General features: G+C 64.5%; 17 protein-coding genes. 4 read left to right on the top strand and 13 right to left on the bottom strand.

The window, feature by feature from the left end:
• Nucleotides 1-48 precede the first annotated feature (48 nt).
• The 6 genes from GSQ75_RS10150 to GSQ75_RS10125 form a co-directional block, all read right to left on the bottom strand.
• On the bottom strand, nt 49-609 hold the full coding sequence (locus tag GSQ75_RS10150; protein ID WP_158754630.1) for a sugar O-acetyltransferase: 561 nt from the start codon (nt 607-609) through the stop codon (nt 49-51).
• Complete coding sequence (locus GSQ75_RS10145; protein WP_158754628.1) at nt 599-1108, bottom strand: GNAT family protein; 510 nt, start codon at nt 1106-1108, stop codon at nt 599-601. Before GSQ75_RS10145 ends, GSQ75_RS10150 begins: the two co-directional genes overlap by 11 nt.
• A 43-nt stretch (nt 1109-1151) precedes the next feature.
• Complete coding sequence (locus GSQ75_RS10140; protein ID WP_158754626.1) at nt 1152-1481, bottom strand: DHCW motif cupin fold protein; 330 nt, start codon at nt 1479-1481, stop codon at nt 1152-1154.
• A gap of 83 nt (nt 1482-1564) precedes the next feature.
• Nucleotides 1565-2689: an SEC-C domain-containing protein gene (locus tag GSQ75_RS10135; RefSeq protein WP_158754623.1), complete on the bottom strand. Its 1125-nt coding sequence runs from the start codon at nt 2687-2689 to the stop codon at nt 1565-1567.
• Between the two features lie 82 nt (nt 2690-2771).
• Nucleotides 2772-3296 (bottom strand): excinuclease ABC subunit C, encoded by a 525-nt coding sequence (locus GSQ75_RS10130; protein WP_158754622.1) that lies wholly within the window; start codon nt 3294-3296, stop codon nt 2772-2774.
• 81 nt (nt 3297-3377) lie between these two features.
• A complete protein-coding gene (locus GSQ75_RS10125) occupies nt 3378-12011 on the bottom strand; it encodes a glucoamylase family protein (protein WP_216840662.1) in 8634 nt (2877 codons plus the stop codon).
• A 178-nt stretch (nt 12012-12189) separates the two neighbouring features.
• Between GSQ75_RS10125 and GSQ75_RS10120 the strand changes: the two genes are divergently transcribed.
• Nucleotides 12190-12648, top strand: coding sequence for a GNAT family N-acetyltransferase (locus tag GSQ75_RS10120; protein WP_174236718.1), 459 nt, complete (start codon nt 12190-12192; stop codon nt 12646-12648).
• A 6-nt stretch (nt 12649-12654) separates the two neighbouring features.
• Here the strand turns inward: GSQ75_RS10120 and GSQ75_RS10115 are convergent, their stop codons facing one another.
• Together GSQ75_RS10115 and GSQ75_RS10110 are read right to left on the bottom strand one after the other, a co-directional pair.
• A complete protein-coding gene (locus tag GSQ75_RS10115) occupies nt 12655-15057 on the bottom strand; it encodes a GGDEF and EAL domain-containing protein (protein ID WP_254058528.1) in 2403 nt (800 codons plus the stop codon).
• A 183-nt stretch (nt 15058-15240) separates the two neighbouring features.
• Nucleotides 15241-16383, bottom strand: a complete 1143-nt coding sequence (locus GSQ75_RS10110) for a hypothetical protein (protein WP_158754616.1) — start codon at nt 16381-16383, stop codon at nt 15241-15243.
• 118 nt (nt 16384-16501) lie between these two features.
• On the opposite strand from GSQ75_RS10110, the gene GSQ75_RS10105 reads away from it, so the two are divergent.
• Both GSQ75_RS10105 and GSQ75_RS10100 read left to right on the top strand, forming a co-directional pair.
• Nucleotides 16502-17788, top strand: coding sequence for an acetyl-CoA C-acetyltransferase (locus GSQ75_RS10105; RefSeq protein WP_158754614.1), 1287 nt, complete (start codon nt 16502-16504; stop codon nt 17786-17788).
• 49 nt (nt 17789-17837) lie between these two features.
• Nucleotides 17838-18389: an energy transducer TonB gene (locus GSQ75_RS10100; protein ID WP_158754613.1), complete on the top strand. Its 552-nt coding sequence runs from the start codon at nt 17838-17840 to the stop codon at nt 18387-18389.
• Nucleotides 18390-18392: 3 nt separating this feature from the next.
• On the opposite strand, the gene GSQ75_RS10095 is transcribed toward GSQ75_RS10100, so the two are convergent.
• From GSQ75_RS10095 to GSQ75_RS10075, 5 genes are all read right to left on the bottom strand, one after another.
• Complete coding sequence (locus tag GSQ75_RS10095; RefSeq protein ID WP_158754611.1) at nt 18393-20285, bottom strand: phospholipase D-like domain-containing protein; 1893 nt, start codon at nt 20283-20285, stop codon at nt 18393-18395.
• 23 nt (nt 20286-20308) lie between these two features.
• Nucleotides 20309-20875: a YceI family protein gene (locus GSQ75_RS10090; protein WP_158754609.1), complete on the bottom strand. Its 567-nt coding sequence runs from the start codon at nt 20873-20875 to the stop codon at nt 20309-20311.
• The gene (locus tag GSQ75_RS10085; RefSeq protein WP_158754608.1) at nt 20872-21345 is read right to left on the bottom strand and encodes a histidine phosphatase family protein; all 474 of its coding nucleotides are present in this window, start codon (nt 21343-21345) and stop codon (nt 20872-20874) included. Before GSQ75_RS10085 ends, GSQ75_RS10090 begins: the two co-directional genes overlap by 4 nt.
• A 58-nt stretch (nt 21346-21403) precedes the next feature.
• Nucleotides 21404-22036, bottom strand: a complete 633-nt coding sequence (locus GSQ75_RS10080; RefSeq protein ID WP_158754606.1) for a ParA family protein — start codon at nt 22034-22036, stop codon at nt 21404-21406.
• Nucleotides 22037-22112: 76 nt separating this feature from the next.
• Nucleotides 22113-23120: a hypothetical protein gene (locus tag GSQ75_RS10075; protein WP_158754605.1), complete on the bottom strand. Its 1008-nt coding sequence runs from the start codon at nt 23118-23120 to the stop codon at nt 22113-22115.
• A 160-nt stretch (nt 23121-23280) separates the two neighbouring features.
• On the opposite strand from GSQ75_RS10075, the gene GSQ75_RS10070 reads away from it, so the two are divergent.
• Nucleotides 23281-23475 (top strand): antitermination protein NusB, encoded by a 195-nt coding sequence (locus GSQ75_RS10070; protein WP_158754603.1) that lies wholly within the window; start codon nt 23281-23283, stop codon nt 23473-23475.
• Nucleotides 23476-23493 lie beyond the last annotated feature (18 nt).

Raw genomic sequence — 23493 nt, 5'->3', positions numbered from 1 at the left:
AGGAACATGCCTCTGATTATTGGGTAGTCAGCTCGCTGGATTGTTTCTTCAGTTGTCGCCAATCGAACGAATGACCCGCGCCGGATTTCCTCCGACCAGGGTATTTGGGGGAACGTCCTTGGTGACGACCGAACCCGCAGCCACCACCGAGTTTTCGCCTACCGTCACCCCGCCGATAATCATTGCGCCGGCTGCGACCCAGACGTTTTTCTCGATCACGATGGGCTTGCCAATGGTGGTCGAGCGTCGCTGCGAAGGTTCAAGCGGATGGCCCGCCGTGATGATGCTCACGTTCGGCCCGATCATCACATCGTCCGCGATGTCGAGGCCGCCGAGGTCATAGAACGTGCAGTTCTGATTGACGAAGACATTGCGCCCGACGCGGATTTCGTCCCCGCCGGCGGTATAGAACGGCGGGATCAGCGAAAAGCTCTCGTCGACCTTTTTACCGATGAGTTCGCTGAACAAGGCCCGGATTTCGTCGGCATCGTCGAACGTCAAGCGGTTAAGTGCGGTGGTGATCGCCATCGCTCGTTTGACGTTTGCCACCATGGCCGCCGATTCCGGCGTCCTGCGGTGAATGACCTTGGTGCGATCGTCATTTGGCATTCGTTATTTCCCCGAGCTCCTTGAACATCACCAGCGCATCGACCAAGCCGAGGCGCTGGTGCCGGAAAGCCCGCGGCAGCGTGCCGACCACGCTGAAGCCAAGCTTCTTCCACAGGCGCACGGCGCGTTCGTTGGTCGATACGACCAGGTTGAACTGCATCGCGAGAAAGCCCATCGACAGCGCTTCCACTTGCGAGTGCACGCACATCACCGATGCAATGCCCTGACCTTGTGCCTCAGCGGCGACCACATAGCCACAGTTGCAGACGTGACTGCCAAGACCCGGCTGGTTGGGCTTGAGGATATAGCTGCCCAACACCTGCCCGTTCGGCGCACAGGCCACGAAGGTCGCGGCCGGAAGCTCTACCCAGGCCCGGCGCGTTTCAGCCTCGGTGCTTTGCGGTGAGTTGGCGAGTGTGTCGCCGGACTGGAAGGTCGCGTGCAGGATCGACCAGACGGCGGGCCAGTCGGTTTCCTGGAAGGGGCGGATGAGGGTCATGGGTGAAGTGAGTCTGCTCGATGAAAGGGTGTGCGCGTGGTCTTCAATCGACAATGAAAAGCTTAGCCCCGACTTCGGTGAACGACCGGTGCGGCTCCGCGTTGTCGGCGACTTGATAGCTCATGCCAGCGGTCAGGGTGAACTTGCGGCCGTCTTCCAGTTCGGTGTGAAGCTCTCCATCGACACACAGCAGTACGTGCCCCTTAACGCACCAGTGATCCGCGAAGTAGCCAGGCGTGTACTCGACCATCCGAACGCGGATGCTTCCAAGCTGCTGTGTACGCCAGTAGGCGATGCCGCTGACGCCTTTGTGTTCAGTTCGTTCGATCGTCGACCAGTCAGTCGTGCCGAACGGGATGCCTGACATCTGCATGTTGAATCCCGATGTGTTTGGCGATCAAAGTTTGACTCAAGCGCACCTGTCATAGGTAGGTACGCTTGAGGGAAAGGTTAGCTTCACGGATGAGCGCCGATCCATTCGCGCTTTACCACTGCCCATGGTGAAACGCTCCACTCGTCGGGGCGCAGGCAATCTGCCGAACGCTCGAGTTGAGGATTGGCGGAAGCGGCCATGCGGCGGATGAGCGCCTCTTGGTGTGCTTGCGACAGCCCACGCCACCAAGAGGGATTTATGTGTACGTTCTCAAAGAACTCGAACATGAATCGAACCAGTGCTGAAGAAAGGTCGGAATCTGGAATAGAGGCTAAGCTCCTTACGAAAGGAAGGCAGACGGGGTCGTCATCCGGAAGCCACACAAAGACGACATGCCCGTGTAGTCCGCCAAAGAATGATGTCACGCTTATCAAGTGAGGAATGACAGACAAGTCAGCGAGATCTTGAAGCGTCAAACCGGCGAAATCCTGCTCAGGCGCGAAACTTCCGCTGCACATAACTGGAGGCGGTGCATCGAACGAGATGACATAAGCTCGTACAGCCGAGTAGTCGCCCGAGAGTAGTGGTGCTTCAAACCTTGGCTGGTGGTGCTCGATATCATTAAGCGCAGCGGAAAGTCCCAAACCATAGGCCGCGCTGGTGGCCTGAATGCCAATCTGTTCGATGACTGGCTTGCCGCGATCCAATATCAAGTGTTGTTTTGCCGAGGCTGCTGCGGCTTTCTTCGTATAGACCTCGCGGGCGTAAGCTCGGTAGGAAAGCAAGAAACACTGATCGGGTCGACTCGAAAAGTTCTCCTGTTCGACAGGTGCAAATAACTCGTTGTCGTGCTTTGAGCAAAAACCGGTGAATGTTGAAGCCCCATTAACACCCACCAACTTCGGTGGAAGGACGCCGTCATGCTTGATGAGGTCTTCGAGTGTTGGGACGAATGCGTATACATGACCGTTCTCTGCAATCTTTGCGAGACTTCCAGACTTTGGGACGGTGTGTGCTCGAACAATGAGACCTGTGCAATCGGCATGCATTGCGGCAGGGGCAGAACAAAACTTTACGGCGAACGCCTTCTTCGATATGGCGCTTGCTTCCCATGATTTAACCGGTGATTGTGACTCACGTCCAAGGTGGCACTTTTTGAACTTGACGCCTGAGCCGCACCAACAACGGTCGTTCCTTCCGAGTTTCATCGTTGGTTCCCAAACACATAAACGCCCGAATTAAGCCGAGCCACGAAGCGGCTTCGGCTTGAATGAATTGTTAGTACTCAACTCAGTGAGTCCTAAACGAGTTCCACTGATGAGTGTCGAGTTTGAGTGCACAGTAAGGCTCGAACAAATACAGCTCAAGCGGATTCTCGATCGCGACGTATGCGACTTGCAACGAGCGTAAGTAAGCTTGGGCTTCAGCGAATGAAGTGCCAAACAGCGGGTTCAACATTGCGTCGGAGCGAGTGAGCTTGGCAACGGTTTCGTCGGGATGTTTTTTCATTGCGATTCGAAACGCCAAGCTAGCATCAAAGTGAGTCTTTCCGAATACATGTTGCCTCAGGCGGCCAATCACACCCCTTGAAATTCCGACGTAAATTGGCTTTCCGTTTTCTTGCAGGACATAGCAGCCCGGGAAATCTTGAGTAAGCTCGAACTCATTGAGTAGTGCTTTGACACCTGCGCCGGGTTGCGCAAATGCTTCCATTTGTCGCGGGTCGGCGAGTGCGGATTGCATCTTAGCCATGAGAGCGGGAAGAACAGTTATAGCTAGTTCTTCAAATGTGTGGGCGCAATCGTGAAGTGCCATTGGGTGCTAACGCTAAGTAGATTTCAATGTGCAGTGTATTCCTGCAACCTGACCCACAGCCATCAAAGGGATCAGAGACATTTACGCGCGCGGATGATTGAGCTCCACGCTGTGCTCCACCCCATCATCCACAAGCGCAATGCAGCCATCCGCCTGCGCCACACCATCCAGCCACACAGTACTCACTGTGCCGACATCGCTCTGTCGCAGGTTGATTCGGTACAGCGTGTCGTGATGGCGATAGTCCAGCGAGAACCCTTCCCACTCGGCGGGCAACACCGGTGCGAAGCGCAGGCGGGTGGCTTCCAGCCGCAGGCCGAGTAGCGACTCGACGATCAGCCGGTACATCCAGCCGGCCGAACCGGTGTACCAGCTCCAGCCACCGCGGCCCACGTGCGGCTCGACTCCGTAGACGTCGGCGCTGACCACGTAGGGCTCGACCTTGTAGACATCCATTTCAGTCGCGTCGCTGCCGTGGCTGACCGGGTTGATCATGCGCAGCAGTTCCCAGGCGCGTGCGCTGTCGCCGAGTTCGGCGAAGGCCATCGTGGCCCAGATCGCGGCGTGGGTGTACTGGCCGCCATTCTCGCGCACGCCGGGGACGTAGCCCTTGATGTAGCCGGGGTCCAGTGGCGACTTGTCGAACGGCGGATCGAGCAGTTGCACCAGGCCGGCATCGCGCCGGACCAGATGCTGGTCGAGCGAGGTCATCGCCTGTTGCTGGCGTTCGGGTGAGCCGGAATGGGACAGCACCGACCAGCTCTGCGCGATCGAGTCGATGCGGCATTCGTCGTTGCTGCTGGAACCGAGCGGTGTGCCGTCGTCGAAGTAGGCGCGGCGATACCAGGCGCCATCCCAGGCGTGCTGCTCCAGCGCGTTGCGCAGCTTGGCGACTTCGTCCTCGCAGCGCAGTGCGAAGGTTTCATCCGCATGCAGCCGGGCCACTTCGGCGAAGCGCGTCAGCACTTCGCAGGAGAAGAAACCCAGCCACACGCTTTCACCGAAGCCCTTTTCGCCGACCCGGTTCATGCCGTCGTTCCAGTCGCCGCTGCCGATCAGCGGCAGCCCGTGTGCGCCGCGTGGCAGGCTGTGCTCGATCGCGCGCATGCAATGCTGGTACAGCGTTTCGCGCAGGCCGGAATGTTGCGGCAGGTCGTAGTAGGACTCCTCGCCCGGATGCAGCGGCCGACCTTCGATATAGCCAACCTTTTCATCGAGCACGCCGGTGTCGGCGGTGGCCAGCACGTAGCGGCTGGCGGCCAGTGGCAGCCACAGGTAGTCGTCGGAACAGGTGGTGCGCACGCCGCGATCCAGCGGCGGATGCCACCAGTGCTGCACGTCGCCTTCGGGGAACTGGTGGGCAGCGCATAGCAGTACTTGCGCGCGTGCCAGTTCGGGCGCGGCATGGATCACCGCCATCGAATCCTGCAACTGGTCGCGGAAGCCGAATGCGCCGCCGGACTGGTAGTAGCCGCTGCGTGCCCACAACCGGCAGGCGATGGTCTGGTACAGCAGCCAGCCGTTGGCCAGCACATCGAGCGCTGGCTCCGGCGTGCGGACCTGCACTGCGCCCAGCGTGCGCGCCCAGTGCGCACGCACCCTGGCCAGCGCATCGGCGGCCGAGCCGTTGCCGCGGAAACGCTGCACCAGCGCGCCGGCGTCGGTGGCATTGCGGCCCAGCCCGAGCCGGAAGATCACCTGCCGCTGCTCACCGTCGTCCAGCGTGAGGTTCGACTGCAGGGCCGCGCAGGGATCGAGTCCGGTGCCGAGGCGGCCGGACAGATGCGTGCGGCCCAGTGCGGCGGGTGCGCCCATGCTGCCGTTGCGGCCGAGGAATTCGCCGCGGTCGCCGTCGATGGTGCGCGATGGATCTTCGAGGTCGAAGAACGCCACCCGGTTCGGGAACTCGCTGTTGTACGCGTTGCGCGCGAACAACGCGCCGCTGGCCGTGTCCGATTCGGTGACCACGTGCATCGCTGTCTTCTCGCGCAAATCGCCCAGCAGCCACTCGACGTAGCCGGTGACGCTGAGCTTGCGCGGCTGGCCGGAGTCGTTGCGCAACTTCAGCACCGAGAATTTCACCGAGGCATCCAGCGCCACATACACCCACAACTCGGAATGGATGCCGTCCTCGGTGTGCTCGAATACGCTGTAGCCGAAGCCGTGGCGGGTGATGTACTCGCCGTTGCCACGCGCGGGCAACGGCGTCGGCGACCACACCTGGCCGGTTTCCTCGTCGCGCAGGTACAGCGCCTCGCCGCCGGCATCGCCGACCGGATCGTTGTGCCACGGGGTCAGCCGGAATTCGTGCGCGTTTTCGGCCCAGGTATACGCGCTGCCGCTCTCGGAGATCACCGTGCCGAAGTGTGGGTTGGCCAACACGTTCGACCATGGCGCGGGCGTGCTGTCGCCATCCGCCAGCACGACCACGTATTCGCGGCCGTCGGCGGTGAAGCCGCCATGCGGATTGGCCAGCTGCAGCGTGGGCAGCGTGACTGCGACCGGCGCGAGTGCGCTGGCGATACGTTTCGGCCGGCTCGGTTCGAAGCGTGGCGCATGGGTTTCGACCAGGCGCCGGCTGATCTGCTCGGCGAGGCTGCCACGGTTGTCGGCCAGGATGATGCGCGCGCTGGCCTGCACTACCATCCGGTCCTCGCTGGACAACTGCTGCGCGGGGCGCACGAAGATGCCACCGGGGCGATCGAGCAGGCTGGCCTCGCTGCCGGAGGCGATCAGGCCCATGATCGCGTCCTGCAACTCCTGCCGGTAGCCGGCGCGATCCTCGTTCCAGATCACCAGATCGACCGCCAGCCCTTTCAGCCGCCAGTACGCATGCGCCTGCACCAGCTGGCGCACCAGCTCGATCCGTGCCGGGTCGCTGATCTGCAGCAGCACGATCGGCAGATCGCCGGAGATCGCCTGCCCCCACAGGCCGGACTGGCCGCGGCGGTTGCCGCGCAGCACGGCGGCTTCGGCGCGCAGGTTCGCGTTCGGGTAGATGATCGAGGTGGCCATGTGCTCGTACAGCTGCGCGTCGGCGAGGCTGGCGTTGAGCTGGCGCAGCAGCACCTGGCTGTGCGTCCAGGCCAGGTCGAACACGCGGTCGGCGAGATGGCGGTCGCGGTATTTGCCGATCAGCTGCACGCAGGCGTCGCGACTGTTGGCCATGCCGGTGACCAGATCAATCGTGGCCGACTGCTCCGGCTCCAGCGTGATGCGGCAGCGGATCGCGACCACCGGATCGAGCACCGAACCGGCGCTGTTGGACAACCGCGCCTGCTCGCGATCCAGCATCTGCGGTTGCGCCGCGCTGCGGCCACGGCCGATGAAGCGCGCGCGATCGGTTTCATACGAGATCTCGTCGATGTCGGCGTCGTGCACCGCCAGCAGGTGGCACATCCACGGCACCGCTTCGTCGTGCGCGCGTGGCCGGCGGGTGCACACGATCGCCTGCAGCTCGCGCACCAGTTCGGTCTGCACGAACAGCTTGCTGAAGGCCGGATGCAGCGCATCGGCCAGGGCCGGCGCCAGCACCACTTCGGCGTAGCTGGTCAGCTCGATCGTGCGCCGCGTGCGGCTGCGATTGGTGATGCGGGTGCGGCGCAGTTCGATATCGTCTTCCGGCGATACCACGATTTCGGTGTGCGCGTCGAAGTCGCGTTCGCGCACGCGGAACTCGGCGCGTGCATCGGAGAAGATCGCTTCGAACAGCTCGGTCTTCTTCAGCGTGGGTTGATACGTGGTGGACCAGTACTCGCCGCTGGCGACATCGCGCAGGTAGCAGAACATGCCCCAGTGGTCGCGCGTGATGTCCTCGCGCCAGCGCGTCACGGCCAGTTCGCCGCAACGGCTGTAGCCGCCACCGGCGCTGCTGAGCATGACGTGGTAATGGCCGTTCGACAGCAGCTGCACCGCCGGACGCAGCCGGTCCGGATCGGCGAACACACGCAGGCGCGCTTCGGCGGCGCGCGAATGGCTGTCCGTTTCGGGGACACTGGACGTATGTATGTATTCGGCGGCGGTGCGCGGAATGCGCTCCTGCAGCAGCAGGCTGGTGGCCTGGAACTGTGGATCGGATTCGAAGCGCCGCTGCATCGGCTTGCCCAGCAGCGCGTAGTCCAGCGCCAGCAGGCTCATGCCCTGGTGATGCACCATGAACGAGCGCACCAGCGCCGAGGTCTGCCCCAGCGGCAACCGCGCCGGGGTGTAGTCGATCGCTTCGTACAGGCCGAAGCGCCCTTGCGCGCCAACCTCCGCCAGCCGCTGCAGGTTCCGGGTGGCCGCAGCCGGCGCCACCATCATCGCCATGACGCTGGCATACGGCGCGATCACCACGTCGTCGCCGAGTCCGCGTTTCAGGCCGAGTCCAGGCACGCCGAACGCGCGGTACTGATAGGTGAAATGCGCATCGAGTGTGTTGTAACCGGATTCGGAAACACCCCACGGCAGGTTCAACTGGTTGCCGTATTCGATCTGCCGCGCCACCGCGGCGCGGCAGGTCTGGTCGAGCAAAGTGCCTTCGTAGCTCGGCATCACCAGCATCGGCATCAGGTATTCGAACATCGAACCGGTCCACGACAGCAGCACCGGTTCGCCGCCACTGGTGGTCAGCAACCGGCCCAGCGAGAACCAGTTGTCCTGCGGCAACTGGCCTTGCGCGATCGCGACGAAGCTGGCCAGCCGTGCCTCCGAGGCCAGCAGGTCGTAAAAGCCCGCATCGAGCCGGCGCTCGTCGACGTTGTAGCCGATCGCCAGCAAGTCGCGCGCGCTGTCGTACAGGAAGCGGTAATCCATCAGCGCCAGTTCGCCGGCCTGCTGCGCGAGGTGTTCGATCGCGGCGATGCGCGCGTTTGCCCGTTCACGCAGGGTGTCGGCGTCGTGTGCGGACGGCCAGCACAATGGCTCGATCCGCGCCAGCTGCCGCAGCGTGGGGATGCCGCTGAAGCCGCCGTCATCATCGGATGGCGGATCGAGATTGAACGCGATCGCTTCGTCGTATAGGTCGCTGCACTGGACCAGCAATGCATCAAGCCAGAATTCCGCATCGCTGCCGGGCTCGACAGCGATTGTCTGCGCCAGCGCATGGGCATCGTCGAGTTGGCGTTGCAGCACGGCCAGGGCCGCGCTGGTGGTGGTCAGTGGCGTGGCCAGCGCAGTTTCCAGTGCCTGCTGCATCGGCTTCAACGCATCGAGTCCGACGCTGTCGAGCGTGTCGTGCAGCACGCCGAGGGTATCGAGCAGGCCTTGCAGCGCGCTTGGCTGGAATACTGGTTCGTCGAGCAGCCCCAGCAGGCCCGGGCGCAAGGTCAGCAGATGGCCGGCGAGGTTGCCGCTGTCCACCGCCGAGATATACAGCGGCGCCAGCGGCTGCAGGCTCAGCGTGTCGTACCAGTTGTAGAAATGGCCGCGATGGCGCGGCAACGTGTGCATCGTGGCCAGCGTCTGGCGCGTGCGTTCGAGCAGCCGGCCGGTGCTGAGGAAACCGAAATCATGGCCGGCCAGATTCGCCAGCAAGGCCAGCCCGATATTGGTGGGCGAGGTGCGGTGGGCAATCGCTGGCGCGGGCTGTTCCTGCAGGTTGTCCGGCGGCAGCCAGTGATCGTCCGGGCCGACATGCGCGTCGAAGAAGGCCCAAGTCCGTCGCGCCAGTGTGCGCAGGAAGCGCAACTGCACTGTGTTCGGCGCAAACGTGGTGGGCACGCGTGGTTTGCTGATCCACCAGGCGATCGTGGGCGACAGCAGCCACAGCACCAACAGTGGTGCAGCGAGGATCAGCACCAGCGGACGTTGCAGCGCCAGCGTCACGGCCAGCAAGACCGCCAGCAGCGGGCCGACCCACATCAGGCGCCACAGCGTTCCGGGCGCGTTATTGCTGTGCCGTTCCACGTCGCTGGAGGTCTGCCATTGCAGCAGCAGGCGTCCACTGACCAGCATCCGCCATAGCGTGCGCACGATCGCATCGAGGCTGTACAGCACTTCATGCGGCAACCACGCGAGCGCCAGCGCCATCCGCGCAAAGTGCTGGCCCATCGCGCGCAGCGCGGCGCGCAGATGCTGATCCAGCTGCACCTCGGTCGGCTTCTGCACCAGATCCAGCAAGGCCGACAGCAATGGTGGAATCAGCACCATCGCCAGCACCGCCAGCATCCACGACAGCGCCGGCGAGATCACCAGCCAGCCGATCATCAGCAACAGCAGCAGCGAGGTCGGCACCAGGCTGCGGCGCAGGTTGTCGAGAATCTTCCAGCGCGACAGCGCGGTCAGCGCATTGCGGCGCCAGCCGTCGTGCGCGGTCGGTGCCCATGGCAACAGCCATGGCATCAGCTGCCAGTCGCCGCGGATCCAGCGATGGCGGCGCTTCACATCGGCGCTGTAGCGCGACGGATATTCCTCGTATAACTGCACGTCGCTGAGCAGGCCCGCGCGGGCGTGGCAACCCTCGACCAGGTCGTGGCTGAGAATGCGGTTTTCCGGGAAGCGGCCGTCCAGGGTGCGCTCGAACGCATCGATCGCATAGATGCCCTTGCCGATGAACGAGCCTTCGTGGAACACATCCTGATAGACGTCCGAAACCATCTGCGTATACGGATCGATGCCGGCGTCGCTGCCGTACAGCTGCGCATAACGTGACCGCGCGGTGCTGGGCAGGCTGATGCCCACGCGTGGCTGCAGGATCGCGTAGCCGGCAACCACGCGCCGCAGTTCGGGGTCATATACCGCACGGTTGAGCGGGTGATCGATGGCGCCGACGAACTTGTGCGCGGAATCGCGCGGCAGCTGGGTGTCGGTATCCAGCGTGATGACGTATTGCACCGGCGGCAGCGTCGCGATGTCGCCAGCGATCAGCAGGAAGCGGTCGTGCGCGTTGCCACGCAGCAGCCCGTTGAGATCGGCCAGCTTGCCGCGCTTGCGCTCGTGACCCATCCAGCACTGTTCGGCCGCGTTCCACAGGCGTGGCCGGTGGAACAGGAAGAAGCGGTCGGCCTGCGCGGTGGCGTATTGGTCGTTCAGCGCCTCGATACGCCGACGCGCCAGCCGCAGCAGCGCCGCATCATCGGGCAGCGTTTCGCTATCCGCATCGGTGAAATCGGTGAGCAGCGCGAAGTGCAAGTGTTCGTCGCGGTTGGCGAGAAAGCGCACCTCCAGTGACTCGACCAGATCCTCGATGTCCTGCGCACCGCCGATCATGCTCGGGATTACCACCAGCGTGCGTGCGCTGGCCGGAAGGCCCTTCGAATAATCCATCCGCGGCAACCGCTGCGGCGCCACGGTCAGCGTGGCCAACCAGTTGAGCAGGCTCAACCCCAGTTGGCTGGCGAGGATGGTGGCCGGTATCGCGATCACGATCAGCGTCCACAGTGGCAGTTGATCGTGCGCAGCCGCCTGCACCAGCGGGCGCGCGAACAGGAAGGTGAGCAGGGCCAGCAGGCCGAGGTAGATCGGCAACGGTGCCCGGTCGAGCAAACGACGCAGCGTTTCGGCGAGCGGAGGCCGTACGCCGAGCTTTTGCTCGAGTGTTCGTCGACCCCGGTCGACCAGATAGAAGCCGACATGCCGCTGCAGCGATGCGGCATCCCTTGTCAGCGCGTCGTCCTCACACAGCTCGATCACCGCGTCGGCCACCTGCTGTTCGCTCGGCACCTGTTTGCGCGCCAGCGCTTCGACTACGTGGCGGTAATGATCGCGGGTGGCGAAATCCATCGTGGCATACACGCCGGCCGGATCCTCGCGCAGTCGTTGCTCGACGAGGCTGGTGTGCTCGACGAAGTCGCGCCAGTCGATTGCCGACAGCGCGCGCAAGCTGCCGATGCTGTTGCCAACCGACACCTGGTGGGCGGCCTGCTGCTGCGCCTCCAGCTGCACCAGATGCTCGATGCTCTGGCCCGACTCGGACAGGCGTTGCTCGATCCAGCTCAGTGGCAGTGCCAGCGCAGGGCTCTGCCCTTGCAGCCGGCGCGCCATCTCGGCGACGAACGGGCCGGTCATCGGCGGGTTCGAGCGTGCCATGTCGGCAACCACCAGCACCACGCTCTTCGGGTCGCGCTCGGCGGTGCTGGTCATCGCGTCGGCCCAGCGCGCCGCCTTGCCGCGATAGCGCCAGTCCGCCATCACCCGTGCGGCGACCCGGCGCAGGTTCTCGATCAACGCCAGCCGCAACATGATCGGGATCGCCCACAGCTCGCCCAGCTTGAGCGGAGTGACGGTCTGATAGGCGTTGATGAAGCGGCTCAGGCTGCTGATGTCGACGCGGCCATCGCCATGCGAAATGATTTCCAGCGCGATGTCGTAGACGCGCGGCAGATCGACCGACGGACCGTTCTGCAGTCGCGGCAGTTCGCGGCTGTAGCCCTTCGGCAGATGCCGGCGGGCGATGCGGATCTGTTCCTCGATCAGGTAGAAGTTGTCCAGCAGCCACTCGCCGGCCGGGGTGATGCGTCGCCGCAGCCGGGTCGCTGCGGTGAGTCGTTCGCAGGCATGGATCAGCACCGACTCGTTGTCGGCCAGTCGCGCCAGCAGCAGGTTCGCGCTCACACGCGTGCTCAGCCGGTGCTGGCCGGCCAGGGTCTGGCCATGACGCTCCATCTGGTCGGCGCTTAAAAGTTCCGCGCGCAGGGCCGGCTCCTGCTCGGGCTTCGTACGCAGGGCTGCACGATGCCGGCGGAACGCGCGCAGGCGGCGCAGTTTGAGCAGATCGAGTGTGCTTCCAATATTCAAAATTCGAGCTTTCCTTGGGTGTACACGCAATCGGGTCGCGGGCAGGCCGTTGCAGTTATCGCCGGGCATGTTCTTGCTGTCCCGGGCGTGCCGATACCGGCCCCGACCCTACGCGACAGCATGTGAAGACGGCGCACGCTAGGATGTGCGGCATCGTTCCGCTCACTGGAGTCGCTCCGTGCCATCGCTGCTGATTCGCGCCGCCACACCCGCCGATCTTCCCGAACTGCTTGCCTGGAACGCCGCGATGGCTTGGGAAACCGAGCAGAAGCGGCTCGATCCGGCGGTGCTGGAGCGTGGTATCCGCGGCGTCTTCGAGCGCGAGCAGCGCGGTTTCTACCTGGTCGCCGAACGTGATGGCGCCGCCGTGGGCAGCCTGCTGGTGACTTACGAATGGAGCGACTGGCGCTGCGGCGATTTCTGGTGGATCCAGAGCGTGTATGTCGCGCCTGCTGCCCGTCGCGGCGGCGTGTTCCGCGCGCTGTACGCGGAGGTCGAGCGACGCGCCGGTGCCGCCGGTGCGGTCGGACTGCGGCTGTACGTGGAAACCGAAAACCAGCGCGCGCAGGCGACTTATGCCGATCTCGGCATGCAACGCTGCCATTACTGGATGTACGAGAGCCTGACGGGCGAATGAGACGGCTCAGGCAGGCCTGACCAGCAACTCCTGCAATTCGGCGGCTGGCATCGGCTTGCCGTACAGGAAACCTTGCAGCTGCGAACACCCGGCATGGCGCAGGAAGGTGCCCTGCTCGCGCGTCTCCACGCCTTCGGCGATCACTTCCTTGTTGAGGCTGCGCGCCATCGCGATGATTGCGCGGGTGATCGTGGCGGTGTCGTGGTCGGCGGGCAGGTCGCGTACGAACACGCGGTCGATCTTCAACGCATCGATCGGGAAATGCTTCAGGTAGGACAGGCTGCAGTAGCCGGTGCCGAAGTCATCCAGCGACAGCCGCACGCCACGCTGCCGGATCCTTCGCAGCAGCCCGGTGGTGGCGTCGCCGGACATCACCATGCGCTCGGTCAGCTCCAGTTCGAGCAGGTCGGCATCGAGCCCGCTTTCACTCAGCACATCGTCGAGCCAGCTGTAGAAATCCGCATGCTGGAACTGCAATGGCGAGACGTTCACCGAAATCGGCACGATGTGGCCCTGCTGCTGCCACAGTCGCGCCTGCTTGCAGGCCTGGCGAAGTACCCAGGCGCCGATCGGCAGTATCAGCCCGCTGTCCTCGGCGACCGGGATGAACTGGTCCGGCTTGTGCAGTTCGCGCCCGTTGACATGCCAGCGCAGCAACGCCTCGGCGCCGACAATGCGGCTGCTGTGCGCATCCACCTTGGGTTGGTAGTGCAGGCTCAGCTCGTGGCGCGGCAACGCCTGCCGCAGCGCCACCTCGATCCGTCGCCGTGCGCGCATCCGCTCGTTCATCGACGCGGTATAGAAGCGGTAACCGTGCTGCCCCTGCGCCTTGGCGGCCACCAGCGCGGTCTCCGCGCACTGCAGCAGGTTCTCCGGTCCGGTGGCATCGTCCGGATAGACGCTGATGCCGATGCTGACGCGCAGGGCCAGCTCGGGCAGGCCGTCGACGCGGGTCTGTTCGCAATGGTTGATCAGCGTCTGGCACAGGCTGGCCGCTTCGCCGACACCCTCCAGATGCGGCAGCACCACCACGAACTCGTCGCCGCCGTAACGGCTCATCAGCTCGTCGCCAGGCAGGCAGCGACGGATCTGTGTCACCAGCGCGCGCAGCACGCGGTCGCCGTCGGCCTGGCTGTAGAGCTCGTTGACCTGCTTGAAATTGTCGATGTCGATGTACAGCAGCGCGGCATGCTGCTGTCGCCTCGCCGCGACCGCCAGCGCCTGCTCGATGTGGCCATGCAGCTGGCTGCGGTTGGGTAGTCCGGTGAGCGTGTCGTGTTGGGTCAGGTGGATCATCTTCAGCGCCAGCGAGCGGGTCTCGCTGACATCGTGAAACACCAGCACGCCGCCGATCACGTTGCCGGCATGGTCGTGGATCGGTGCGGAGGAATCCTCCACCGGTGTATCGAAACCATGTCGGTGTCGCAACAAGGTCTTGCCGGCGAGATCGACGATGGTGTTGTGCTCGATCGCCGCGCGCAGCGGATTGGCCACCGGCTCGGTGTGCTGGGGGTCGAACAACTGGAAGATATCCTCGATCAGCCTGCCCTGCGCCTCGCCGCTGGTCCAGCCGGTCATCGCCTCGGCGATCGGGTTGAGCGAGGTGATGCGCAGCTGCGGATCGGTGGTGATCACCGCGTCGCCGATCGAACGCAGGGTTACTTCGGCCAGTTCGCGCTCGCGGTGCAGTGCATCCTCGAAGGTCTTGCGCTGGCTGATGTCCTGGATCTGCACAACGAAATGGCGTGGCGCATCGTCGTCGCCGCGCACCAGCGATACACTCAGCTGCGCATGCACCACATTGCCATTCTTGTGCAGGTAACGCTTTTCCAGATGGCACGACTCGACCCGATCCACCAGCATCTGCGCGTGCAGCTGGTCGCTATAGGCCACATCGTCCGGATGCGTGATGTCGCGCGTGGTGAGCTGCCGCAACTCGTCCTCGCTGTATCCCATCATCGTGCAGAACGCGGCGTTGGTCTGCAGCCACAGGCCATCCGGCGCGACCAGGGCCATGCCGATCGCGGCGTGCTGGAACGCGCCGAAGAAGCGCTGTTCACTCTCATGCAGCTGCAGTTCCAGCGTGCGCCGCTCAGTGATGTCGATCAGTGCGGTGAACACGCCGCGCACCTTGCCAGCAGTATCGAAATCCGGATGGAAATTACCGTGAGCGTAGCGCCGCTCGTCACCGTTGTAGAGCTCACCCTCATAGCTGGCCGTCTGACCGGCGTAAGCCAGATCCAGTGCCGGGCTGGCCAGTTGGTGGTTGCGCTTGCCGACCACGTCGATCAGGCGCTGGCCGAGCATGGCTTGCGGATCAATGCCGAGCCAGCTGCGATGGGTTTCGTTGGCGTAGCAAAAGCGCTGTTCGCAGTCGAGATAGGCCAACAGCGCGGGAGCGCCGTTCAAGATTCTTACGGGCCAGTCCGGTCCGTGGAGAAGCGTAGGCAATACCTCGGCAGACTTGTGCGGCCGCATGGTCATTCCGTCAGCTGGAGAGCGCCCCCTGTCGGCGCCAGTCCATCATGCGCCGAGTTTCCGCCACAGTACAAATGCCGCGGCGGTAAACCGTTGGCTGAAATCATTGCAGAATCAATGCAGCGCGGTCGCCGGGGCGCCGAGCTGGCCGCGGTCATCCAGGACGATCCGGCCCAGCGCGTGCAGTTCGGCGGCGATGCCGTAGCGGTCGGCCAGCAGCGCCAGCAAGGCCCCCAGCGCCTGCGGTTGCAGTGGATAGCCATGCGCCAGCGCACGGGCAGCGCCACCATCGCCGCGCTGCGCCACGGTAAGCGCGACCACGCCCAAGCCGGGCGCTTCATGTGCGAATAGTGCCGGCGGGTCGTAACCGGGCTCGACCGCGGCCAGGGTCTCCAGCAGATAGCCGGTCGCGGCCTCGGCTTCGCGCCCAGCGACCGATTGCAGCAATAGCGGCAACTGATGCGCATCGAGCAGCGCGGCGTACTGGCGCAGCTCGAATACGATGCCGGCAAACCCGTGCCTCCGCTGCGCGGGGTCGCCTTCCTGCTCGGCCAGCCACTGTGCCGGCGACTGTGCCTCTACCCTGCCATCGGTGTAACGCAAGCCGAGGCCGCGCGCGCTGAGCGCGGATTCGGCCAGGTCAGGTCTCAGCAGTGCCGCTTCCAGCAGCGTCCACAGCGAAGCCAGGTTGACGTGCTCGTACTGCACGCAGGTCAGAGCCAGCAGGTCATTGCGGCTGAGATAGCGCACATGCTCCAGCCGGATGCCGAGCGTGCGCATCAGCCAGTCGGCGGTGCGTGTACCGGCTTCGCCGCGGCCGACTAGCTGGATCTCGATTTGCTCGGACAACTCGTCGGCCAGTGCCGCGGGCGCGAGGAGGCTCATCGGCAGCAGTCGCATCGGGCCATTGGCGAAGACTGTCGAGGGTTCCAGTGGCTGGGCCGGCATGCGACCGTCGTGGCTGCCAAAGGCGACCACGTTGTCCAGCCGGCCACGCGGCACGCGCCGGGCCAGTTCATCCAGTGTCGCCCAGACCGGGAAGCCCGGCCGCAACAGCTCGGCCTGGTCGAAGAATGCCCCGGCCAGCGCCAGCCGCACGGCATCGACCTGCGGCACCAGCACATGCAGGTCGGCGGCAATCAGCTCGGCCAACTCGGCGGCTTCGTCGCGGCTGAGCGTCATGCGCGCTGGCGTTTCGCCGGCGACCGGTTCCAGCGCGAGCACCACAGGCAGGGCGAGCAGTGTTTGCGCTTCCACAGGCAGTCATCCGAACGATTGGTAAAGAAGCCGAATTCTACCATTCAGCGTTTTGGGCTTTCGCCGCACGGCATGGCGGGTTAGCCTTGCCGGACTTGAGTTACGGACTGTTTCGAGCATGGAAAACACGCAAAAGCGCGTCGGAGTGATCGGTGGTGTGCGCATCCCGTTCTGCCGCAACAACACTGCGTATGCCGATGTTGGCAATTTCGGCATGTCGGTGAAGGTGCTCGGCGCGCTGGTCGAACGGTTCGGGCTGCATGGCGTGGAGCTGGGCGAAGTGGCGATGGGCGCGGTGATCAAGCACGCCTCGGACTGGAACCTGGCGCGCGAGGCGGTGTTGAGTTCCGGGCTGGCGCCGACCACGCCGGGCATCACTACCGCGCGTGCCTGCGGTACTTCGCTGGACAATACGATCAATGTCGCCAACAAGATTGCGGCAGGTCAGATCGAGGCCGGTGTCGCCGGCGGCTCGGATACCACCAGCGATGTACCGATCGTCTACGGCACGCGCCTGCGCAAGCGCCTGCTGGCAATGAACCGGGCGAAGACGCCGCTGGACAAGTTGAAGGTGGCGCTGCACGGGTTTTCCTTCAGCGAGCTGAAGCCCTCCTTCCCCGGCGTGGCCGAGCCACGCACCGGCAAGTCGATGGGCGACCACTGCGAGCAGATGGCGAAGGAATGGCGGATCACCCGCGAGGCGCAGGATCAGCTGGCAGTGGATAGCCATCACAAGCTGGCCGCCGCGTACGCCGACGGTTTCTTCGACGATCTGATCGTGCCGTTCCGTGGCCTCAAGCGTGACGGTTTCCTGCGGCCGGATTCGACGATGGAAAAGCTGGCTTCGTTGAAGCCGGCGTTCGACAAGACCTCCGGCCACGGCACGCTCACGGCGGGCAATTCCACCGGCCTGTCCGATGGCGCGGCCGCCGTGCTGCTGGCCAGCGACGAGTGGGCCGCACAGCGTGGCCTGAAGATCCAGGCCTACCTGCGCGATGCCGAAGTGGCCGCGGTGGATTTCGTCCACGGCGAAGGCCTGCTGATGGCGCCGACCGTCGCGGTGCCGCGCATGCTGGCGCGGCAGGGACTGACCCTGCAGGACTTCGACTACTACGAGATCCACGAGGCGTTCGCGGCGCAGGTGCTGTGCACGTTGCGCGCGTGGGAAAGCGCCGACTACTGCAAGAGCCGGCTCGGCCTGGATGCGCCACTGGGAGCGATCGATCCGGCCAAGCTCAACGTGCACGGTTCCAGCCTGGCAGTGGGCCATCCGTTTGCCGCCACAGGTGCGCGGATTGTCGCCACGCTGGCCCGGATGCTGGAGCTGAAGGGTTCCGGCCGCGGCCTGATCTCGATCTGTACCGCCGGCGGCATGGGCGTGACCGCGATCCTCGAGCGGCCGTGACCGCGAACATCAAAGCACCGTACAGCGTCATCCTGCTGTCTGGCACGTCATGCTGCGCCTGCGAACGACCAGCAGCCTGAGCCTGCTGGCATTGGTGATCGGTATCGCCGGCACCAGCTGGATCAGTGCGCAGACTGCCGAGTGGCGTGGTGCGGCACGCCGCATCACCGCGGCTCATCATGTGGTGACGCACGTACGGCATTCCCCGCTCGCAACATCGCGTTGGCATGCCCCACGCGGCGTGGTGCAAACACATCGCACAAGCACGAACGGAACCATCCGCGTGATCGTGGCGGCTACGCATGCCGAGCCAGTGGAACTGTTGCCGCTGACGACGCCGGTCGATGCCTCGATGTCGTGGGACGAGTTGCGCGGGCATCTGGATGGTCGCGTGCTAGTGCACGTCGCCGTCGACGGCAGTGGTCGCGTCAACGCGGCCAAGCTGGTTGAATCCAGTGGCGACCCGGTCCTCGACGAGCATGCATTGCGCAGCGTGCGCAACTGGCACTTTGCCGTGCCGAGCGATCACCCCGATGGTTTGAGTGGCGAGTTGCCGATGCATTTTTCCAGCCGTGGCGAGCACATCGCCAGCGCGCCGTAGCGCTCACAGCACGCCGGTCACTCCCGAGCCGAACGCGGCGATAAATCGGGTGATGATCAGCTTTGGTGACACGGCCACGTCCGGGAAATCACCGACCGGCTGATAGCAGCTGTAGAAACCGGGATTACTGGCGAGCAGCGGCTGGCAGCCGGGCTTGAGTTCGTAGTCGGTGGCGTAGCGGAATGGCCAGATGTCGAACAACGGCAGGCTTTCGGAGACGTCGCCGATTGCCTGGTTGATATCGGTCAGCACCGGTATCACCGCTTGCCGCGGCGCCATCACCCAGGCGTTTTCCGGCTGCGTGTCGCGCATGATGCTCTGGCGCACCTGGGCGGCGAAACGCGTGTCGTAGACGATCACCCCGGCTTCGGTGTTGTAGTGATCCGAACGTGGATCGAAGTTGTGCGAACCGACCATCGCAATGTCGTCGTCGATCACGATCGACTTGGCGTGCAGGCCGAAGCGGCGTCCTTCGCTGAGCAGCGGAACCGGTCGCTTGCTGCTGCCGTGGCTGCCGAGCAGATGCAGGCGCATGCGCACACGTTCGGCGCTGGCAGGGCTGGCGGTTTCCGGCGACGGCACCGCTGTGTCTGTGCCCAGGTTGGCCAGTTCATAGTCCTCGGCGGCCCCTGGCGCATGCGGCTTCAATTCGTGGATCTCGAAACCGAACTTCGTCAGATAGCGCTTGCGGTGCTTGTACGACAGTGCATACACCGCAAAGGCATCGGTGGAAGCGAGTGAATTGGTGGAGACGATCACTCTCGGCGCGTCGGGACGCTGGTGCAGCCGCTTGAAGATGCGCTGTGCTTGCTTGCTCATCACCAGATACGGTGTCTGCAACAGCACCTCGTGCTTGGCATCGCTGACCATGCGCATCACGTGACGGGTGAATTCGCGCGCATGCAGCTTGTTCGGCTTGTCGGTCTTCGCCGGCAGGTCGCTGAAATATTCCACCGAGCCCGTCTGCAGTGATGGCTTGACCAGCCATGCCCGCAGCCACGCAGGATCTTCGGCGGCCTGCTCGACCTGGGCCACCCGCAACGGATGGCGATAATGCGGCGCAGGCCATGCGGGCGCCGCGCTGTCGGCGAGCATGCGGCGGTTCACATCGCGCAGATGGGTCAGTGGCACCGCTCGCTTGTGTTGCCAGAACAGCGCGAAGCTGGCGGCCATCTGGGTGGCGGCCGGGCCGCCGACCATCACATCGCGATCGATATAGTCGAAATTGTCGTCCCAGTTGAAATAGCGGTCCTCGTAATTGCGTCCGCCGGTGATGCCGATGCTGTCATCCACCAGCAGCAGCTTGTTATGCATGCGCTGGTTGAAATGGATGAAGCAGCAGAGCAGGCCGGCGGCGAATTCCACCGGCTGGGTCTGGGCTTTGTGGAAGGTCGGGTTGTACAGCCGCACCTGCAGGTTGGCGCTGGCCCGCGCCAGGCGATCGAGCAGGTCCGGGTCGTTGAAGGAGTTCAGCTGATCGGCGAGGATGCGCACCTGCACGCCGCGCCGTGCCGCCTGCACCAGTTCGTTGAGGATCAGCTGGCCGGTATCATCTTTATCCCAGATATAAGTCTGCACATCGATCGAACGCCGCGCGGCGCGGATCAGGTTGATGCGCGCGGCCAGCGCAGGTTCGCTGTCATCGAGCAAGGTCACCACATGCACCGGCTGCTGCGGGGTGGACACCGCGAGCGCCCTGGTCGCCGCATCCAGCAATGGCGATGGCATGGCGCAGCGATCGGCACTGGCACAAGTCAGGTTGCGATCGGTGGTGGCCGCGACCAGTGCATCGGCGCGGCGGATTTGCGCCCGCGACAGCGTGCAGCCCTGCAGCAGGAGAGCTGCAGCGAGCAGGCTGAACAGAGCGATCCGATGGGTCTGGTACGGGCGTGGCATCCGCGCATGATACGGGGATGGGCTCAGTCCGTTGTGGGGTCGAAGCTGATCCACAGGCCCAGTTGCACCTGGTCGGAAAGGGCGGCGGAATGACTGTTCATGCCGAACGCGCTGCGCGACACGATGCCATGCGCCTCGATCACGCAATCCGTCATGGAGATCGTGCTGCAGACGGCGGGCATCAGCTCGAAACGCACCGGCTGGGTCACCCCGCGCAGGCTGAGCCGGCCGTCCAGCACGCCGCCGGTGGTCAATCTGGTCAGCGCGATCGGATCGGATACGAAGTGGACCGTTGGATATTGCGCGACATCGAAGAATTCCCGTGCCAGCACCCAGCGGCGGAAGCGGGCGGAATCCATCACGAGGCTGTCCACGGTGATGCGCGCGTCGACCGTCGCCAGGCCGCGCGGATCAACCTGCAGCTGACCGGCGATCTGGGTGAAGCGTCCGTTGATCGTATGCACCCACAGCAGGCGCACGGCGAAATCCGCGTGCGAACGGTAGGCGGCGATGTGGTATTCGGTGGGTTGTGCCGCCGGCGCGGTGAGCGCCAGGCCGGCCAGCAGACATGCGGTGAACAGCGACCTCACGGCGACCAGAACGCATCCAGCCGGGCATTGCCCGGTTCCAGCGCGCCATCCAGATGCAGCACGGCGAGCGCGCCGGGTGGCATGCCGCGGAACTCGTCGGAGCGGCCCTCGACCAGCAGAGCGACCAGTCGCTCGATGCCGGGATTGTGGCCGACCAGCATCAGCGTGCCGGTCTCGGCATGCTGGTCAAGCAGGGCCAGCAGTTCGCCGGGGGAAGCATCGTAGATTTCCGCGGCGGCCTGCGGCGGCGGCGCGCCCGTCATCGCGGCCAGCGCCAGTCGGGCGGTTTCGTCGGTGCGCCGGGTCGGCGAGCAGAGTACACGGTCGGGCCGGACGCCATGCGCGGCCAGCCAGCGCCCTGCCGCCTGCGCCTCCTGTTCGCCACGCGGGCTCAACGGGCGTTGCTGGTCATCGCCGGCGGTTTCTATCGGCACGGCTTCGGCATGTCGCAGCAGGATCAGTTCGTGCATGTGAAGACTCCAGTGGGGGTGGACGCGCGAAGGTGGCTTCACGACAGGTGCGGTTGCTTCAATGCTGGCGCTTGATCCAGCGCAGCAGGGCCTTCCAGTCCTGCTGGTGGTTGCGTACCTGTTCGGACTGGTAGTCGAAGATGCCCTTGCCCAGTGCGCTGAGCAGCACATAGGCCTGGCTGTCGCGCAGCTGCGCGACGATCGGGAATGGAGATTGCTCGGCGAGCTGGGCGATCGCGTCCTGGCTGGCGTGGGTCCACGGCTTGAGCCGGTTGGCAACCAGTCCGACCGGCAGCTTGCCGCGGCGGATCCGGTTGATCGACTGCAGCTCCTCGATGAAGTGGAGCGTGGCATGCAGATCGAACGATGAGGGCAGCACTGGCACCAGCAGCACGTGGGCCTGTTCCAGGTACGGTTCCAGCTCACGCTCGCCGGAGCCGGCCGGTGTGTCGATCAGCAGTTGCTGGGTATCCGGGGGCAGTTTCTGCAGGGATTTGCGGCCGCCCTCGAATCCCAGTACGCCGGGGACGTTGTCCGGCCGCAAGGTAGCCCAGCGGTAGCTGGAACCCTGCCGGTCGGCGTCGATGATGGCGGTGTGCTGCCCTGCCTGTGCCCAGTGCGAGGCCAGCTGGGTTACCAGCGTGCTCTTGCCGCATCCGCCCTTGCTGCTTGCCACCAGCGTCGTAAGCATCGACTCACCCTTGTCGCGGAAGGTGGCCCAAGCCTACACGGCTGCGGATGCTGCGCAAAGCGGCGTTGCGGCAGCGCTATTGCGGTTTCGCATCGGCCGGCGGATCGGCCGGGATGCTCTCGTCGCGCAGGGCCGCCAGCACCAGGCTCATCTCGGTGCCGCCATTGCGGGCCAGCGCCAGCAGGTGTTGCGCCAGTGCCTTGTCGTCCGCTACGCGGGCCAGCAGCCGGTCGAAGCTTTGCACTTGCCAGACCAGGCTGGCACGAGCGCGTTTGGCATCCTCCTGCTGTGCCGGATCGTCCGCCAGCACTTCACGCAGGTGCAGGCCGAGCGAGCGCGACAACGGGCTGGAGCCCCATTCGAGAATCTTGCCCAGCTTCAGGCAGTCGTCCTTGATCGAGGCGTCACTGCCGGCGTTTTCGCACAACTTGGCGGTGATTTGCAGGCCCGGTTGCGGCTGGGCGCTGGCGAGGCCATAGACCAGCATGGCCTGCATGCCGACCGCACCGGCCGCATGGGCCGGATCGAAAGTGTCGGCCGGCGGCGGCAGCACGCCGATCGAACTGGCCAGCGCCTTCAAACTGGTGCCGGTGTAATCGTCGTACAGCTTGGCGGCGGCGGCCTTGGCCAGATCCTGGCGCGCGGCATCCGATTTCATGTTGCGCGTGTCTTCACCGAGCTTGAGCAGCCATACCGCGGCGTTGTCCGGCGCCTGCGTCTGCAGCTGCTCCAGCGCGGCGGGATTGGGGCAGGCGTCGGCCTTGGCATCGCAATCGGTCAGGCGCAGCCAGCTGACTGCGGCGTCCGCATCCTCGGCCTGCGCCGCGCGCCCGATCAGGGCATGGAAACTGTTGGTAGGCGACTGGTTGACCAGCGGCCGCGCCAGCAAGGCAGCGGCAAGCAGCGGCAGCGCATCGACGCGCGGCGCCAGCACGCTGACCAGATCGCGCTGGAACGCCAGCTGCGCCTTGTTGCGGACCTTGGCCGCGCTGTCCGGCGCGGGGCTAGGGGTTTTGCCGGCAAAGGCCGGCGCAGCAACGAGCGACAAGGCGCAAGTCAGGGTGAGATAACGCAGTCCGCGCATGGGGCTACCGTCCGCAATCTAAAGCGTTCAGCATAGCGCCCGCAGATTAAGCGCGCCTGATCCAATGTCAGGCAGCGGCCGGCAGGCGCGGCAAGGCTTGCTAGGATGGGCGTTTATGGCGCAAGCCTGCGCCCCAAGATCACAGTTCGGGAGACGCGTAGTGGATCATTTTTCGACATTTGCCAATGGCGCACCCTGGTTTGTCGGCTGGGGCACGCTGGCGCTGATCAACGCCGCGCTGGCACAGGGCAAGAACCGCAGCGGCTTGCTGTGGTTCCTGCTCTCCGTGGTGTTCGGTCCGTTTGCCACCTTGCTGCTGGTGCTGTTGCCGAAGGTGCGCGGCAAGATGTTCTAGGCTTGCCGGTGCAGTTCG

The organism is Dyella sp. S184, from assembly GCF_009766065.1.
Taxonomy (GTDB): domain Bacteria; phylum Pseudomonadota; class Gammaproteobacteria; order Xanthomonadales; family Rhodanobacteraceae; genus Rhodanobacter.
This window is presented reverse-complemented; position numbering and strand designations above follow the sequence as displayed.

Excerpts from the sequence above, each read along its gene's own strand:
- GSQ75_RS10140 (WP_158754626.1), bottom strand. The coding sequence starts at position 1,481 with ATGCAGATGTCAGGCATCCCGTTCGGCACGACTGACTGGTCGACGATC.
- GSQ75_RS10130 (WP_158754622.1), bottom strand. The coding sequence starts at position 3,296 with ATGGCACTTCACGATTGCGCCCACACATTTGAAGAACTAGCTATAACT.
- GSQ75_RS10105 (WP_158754614.1), top strand. The coding sequence starts at position 16,502 with ATGGAAAACACGCAAAAGCGCGTCGGAGTGATCGGTGGTGTGCGCATC.
- GSQ75_RS10075 (WP_158754605.1), bottom strand. The coding sequence starts at position 23,120 with ATGCGCGGACTGCGTTATCTCACCCTGACTTGCGCCTTGTCGCTCGTT.
- GSQ75_RS10135 (WP_158754623.1), bottom strand. The coding sequence starts at position 2,689 with ATGAAACTCGGAAGGAACGACCGTTGTTGGTGCGGCTCAGGCGTCAAG.
- GSQ75_RS10145 (WP_158754628.1), bottom strand. The coding sequence starts at position 1,108 with ATGACCCTCATCCGCCCCTTCCAGGAAACCGACTGGCCCGCCGTCTGG.
- GSQ75_RS10100 (WP_158754613.1), top strand. The coding sequence starts at position 17,838 with ATGCTGCGCCTGCGAACGACCAGCAGCCTGAGCCTGCTGGCATTGGTG.
- GSQ75_RS10080 (WP_158754606.1), bottom strand. The coding sequence starts at position 22,036 with ATGCTTACGACGCTGGTGGCAAGCAGCAAGGGCGGATGCGGCAAGAGC.
- GSQ75_RS10150 (WP_158754630.1), bottom strand. The coding sequence starts at position 609 with ATGCCAAATGACGATCGCACCAAGGTCATTCACCGCAGGACGCCGGAA.
- GSQ75_RS10085 (WP_158754608.1), bottom strand. The coding sequence starts at position 21,345 with ATGCACGAACTGATCCTGCTGCGACATGCCGAAGCCGTGCCGATAGAA.
- GSQ75_RS10095 (WP_158754611.1), bottom strand. The coding sequence starts at position 20,285 with ATGCCACGCCCGTACCAGACCCATCGGATCGCTCTGTTCAGCCTGCTC.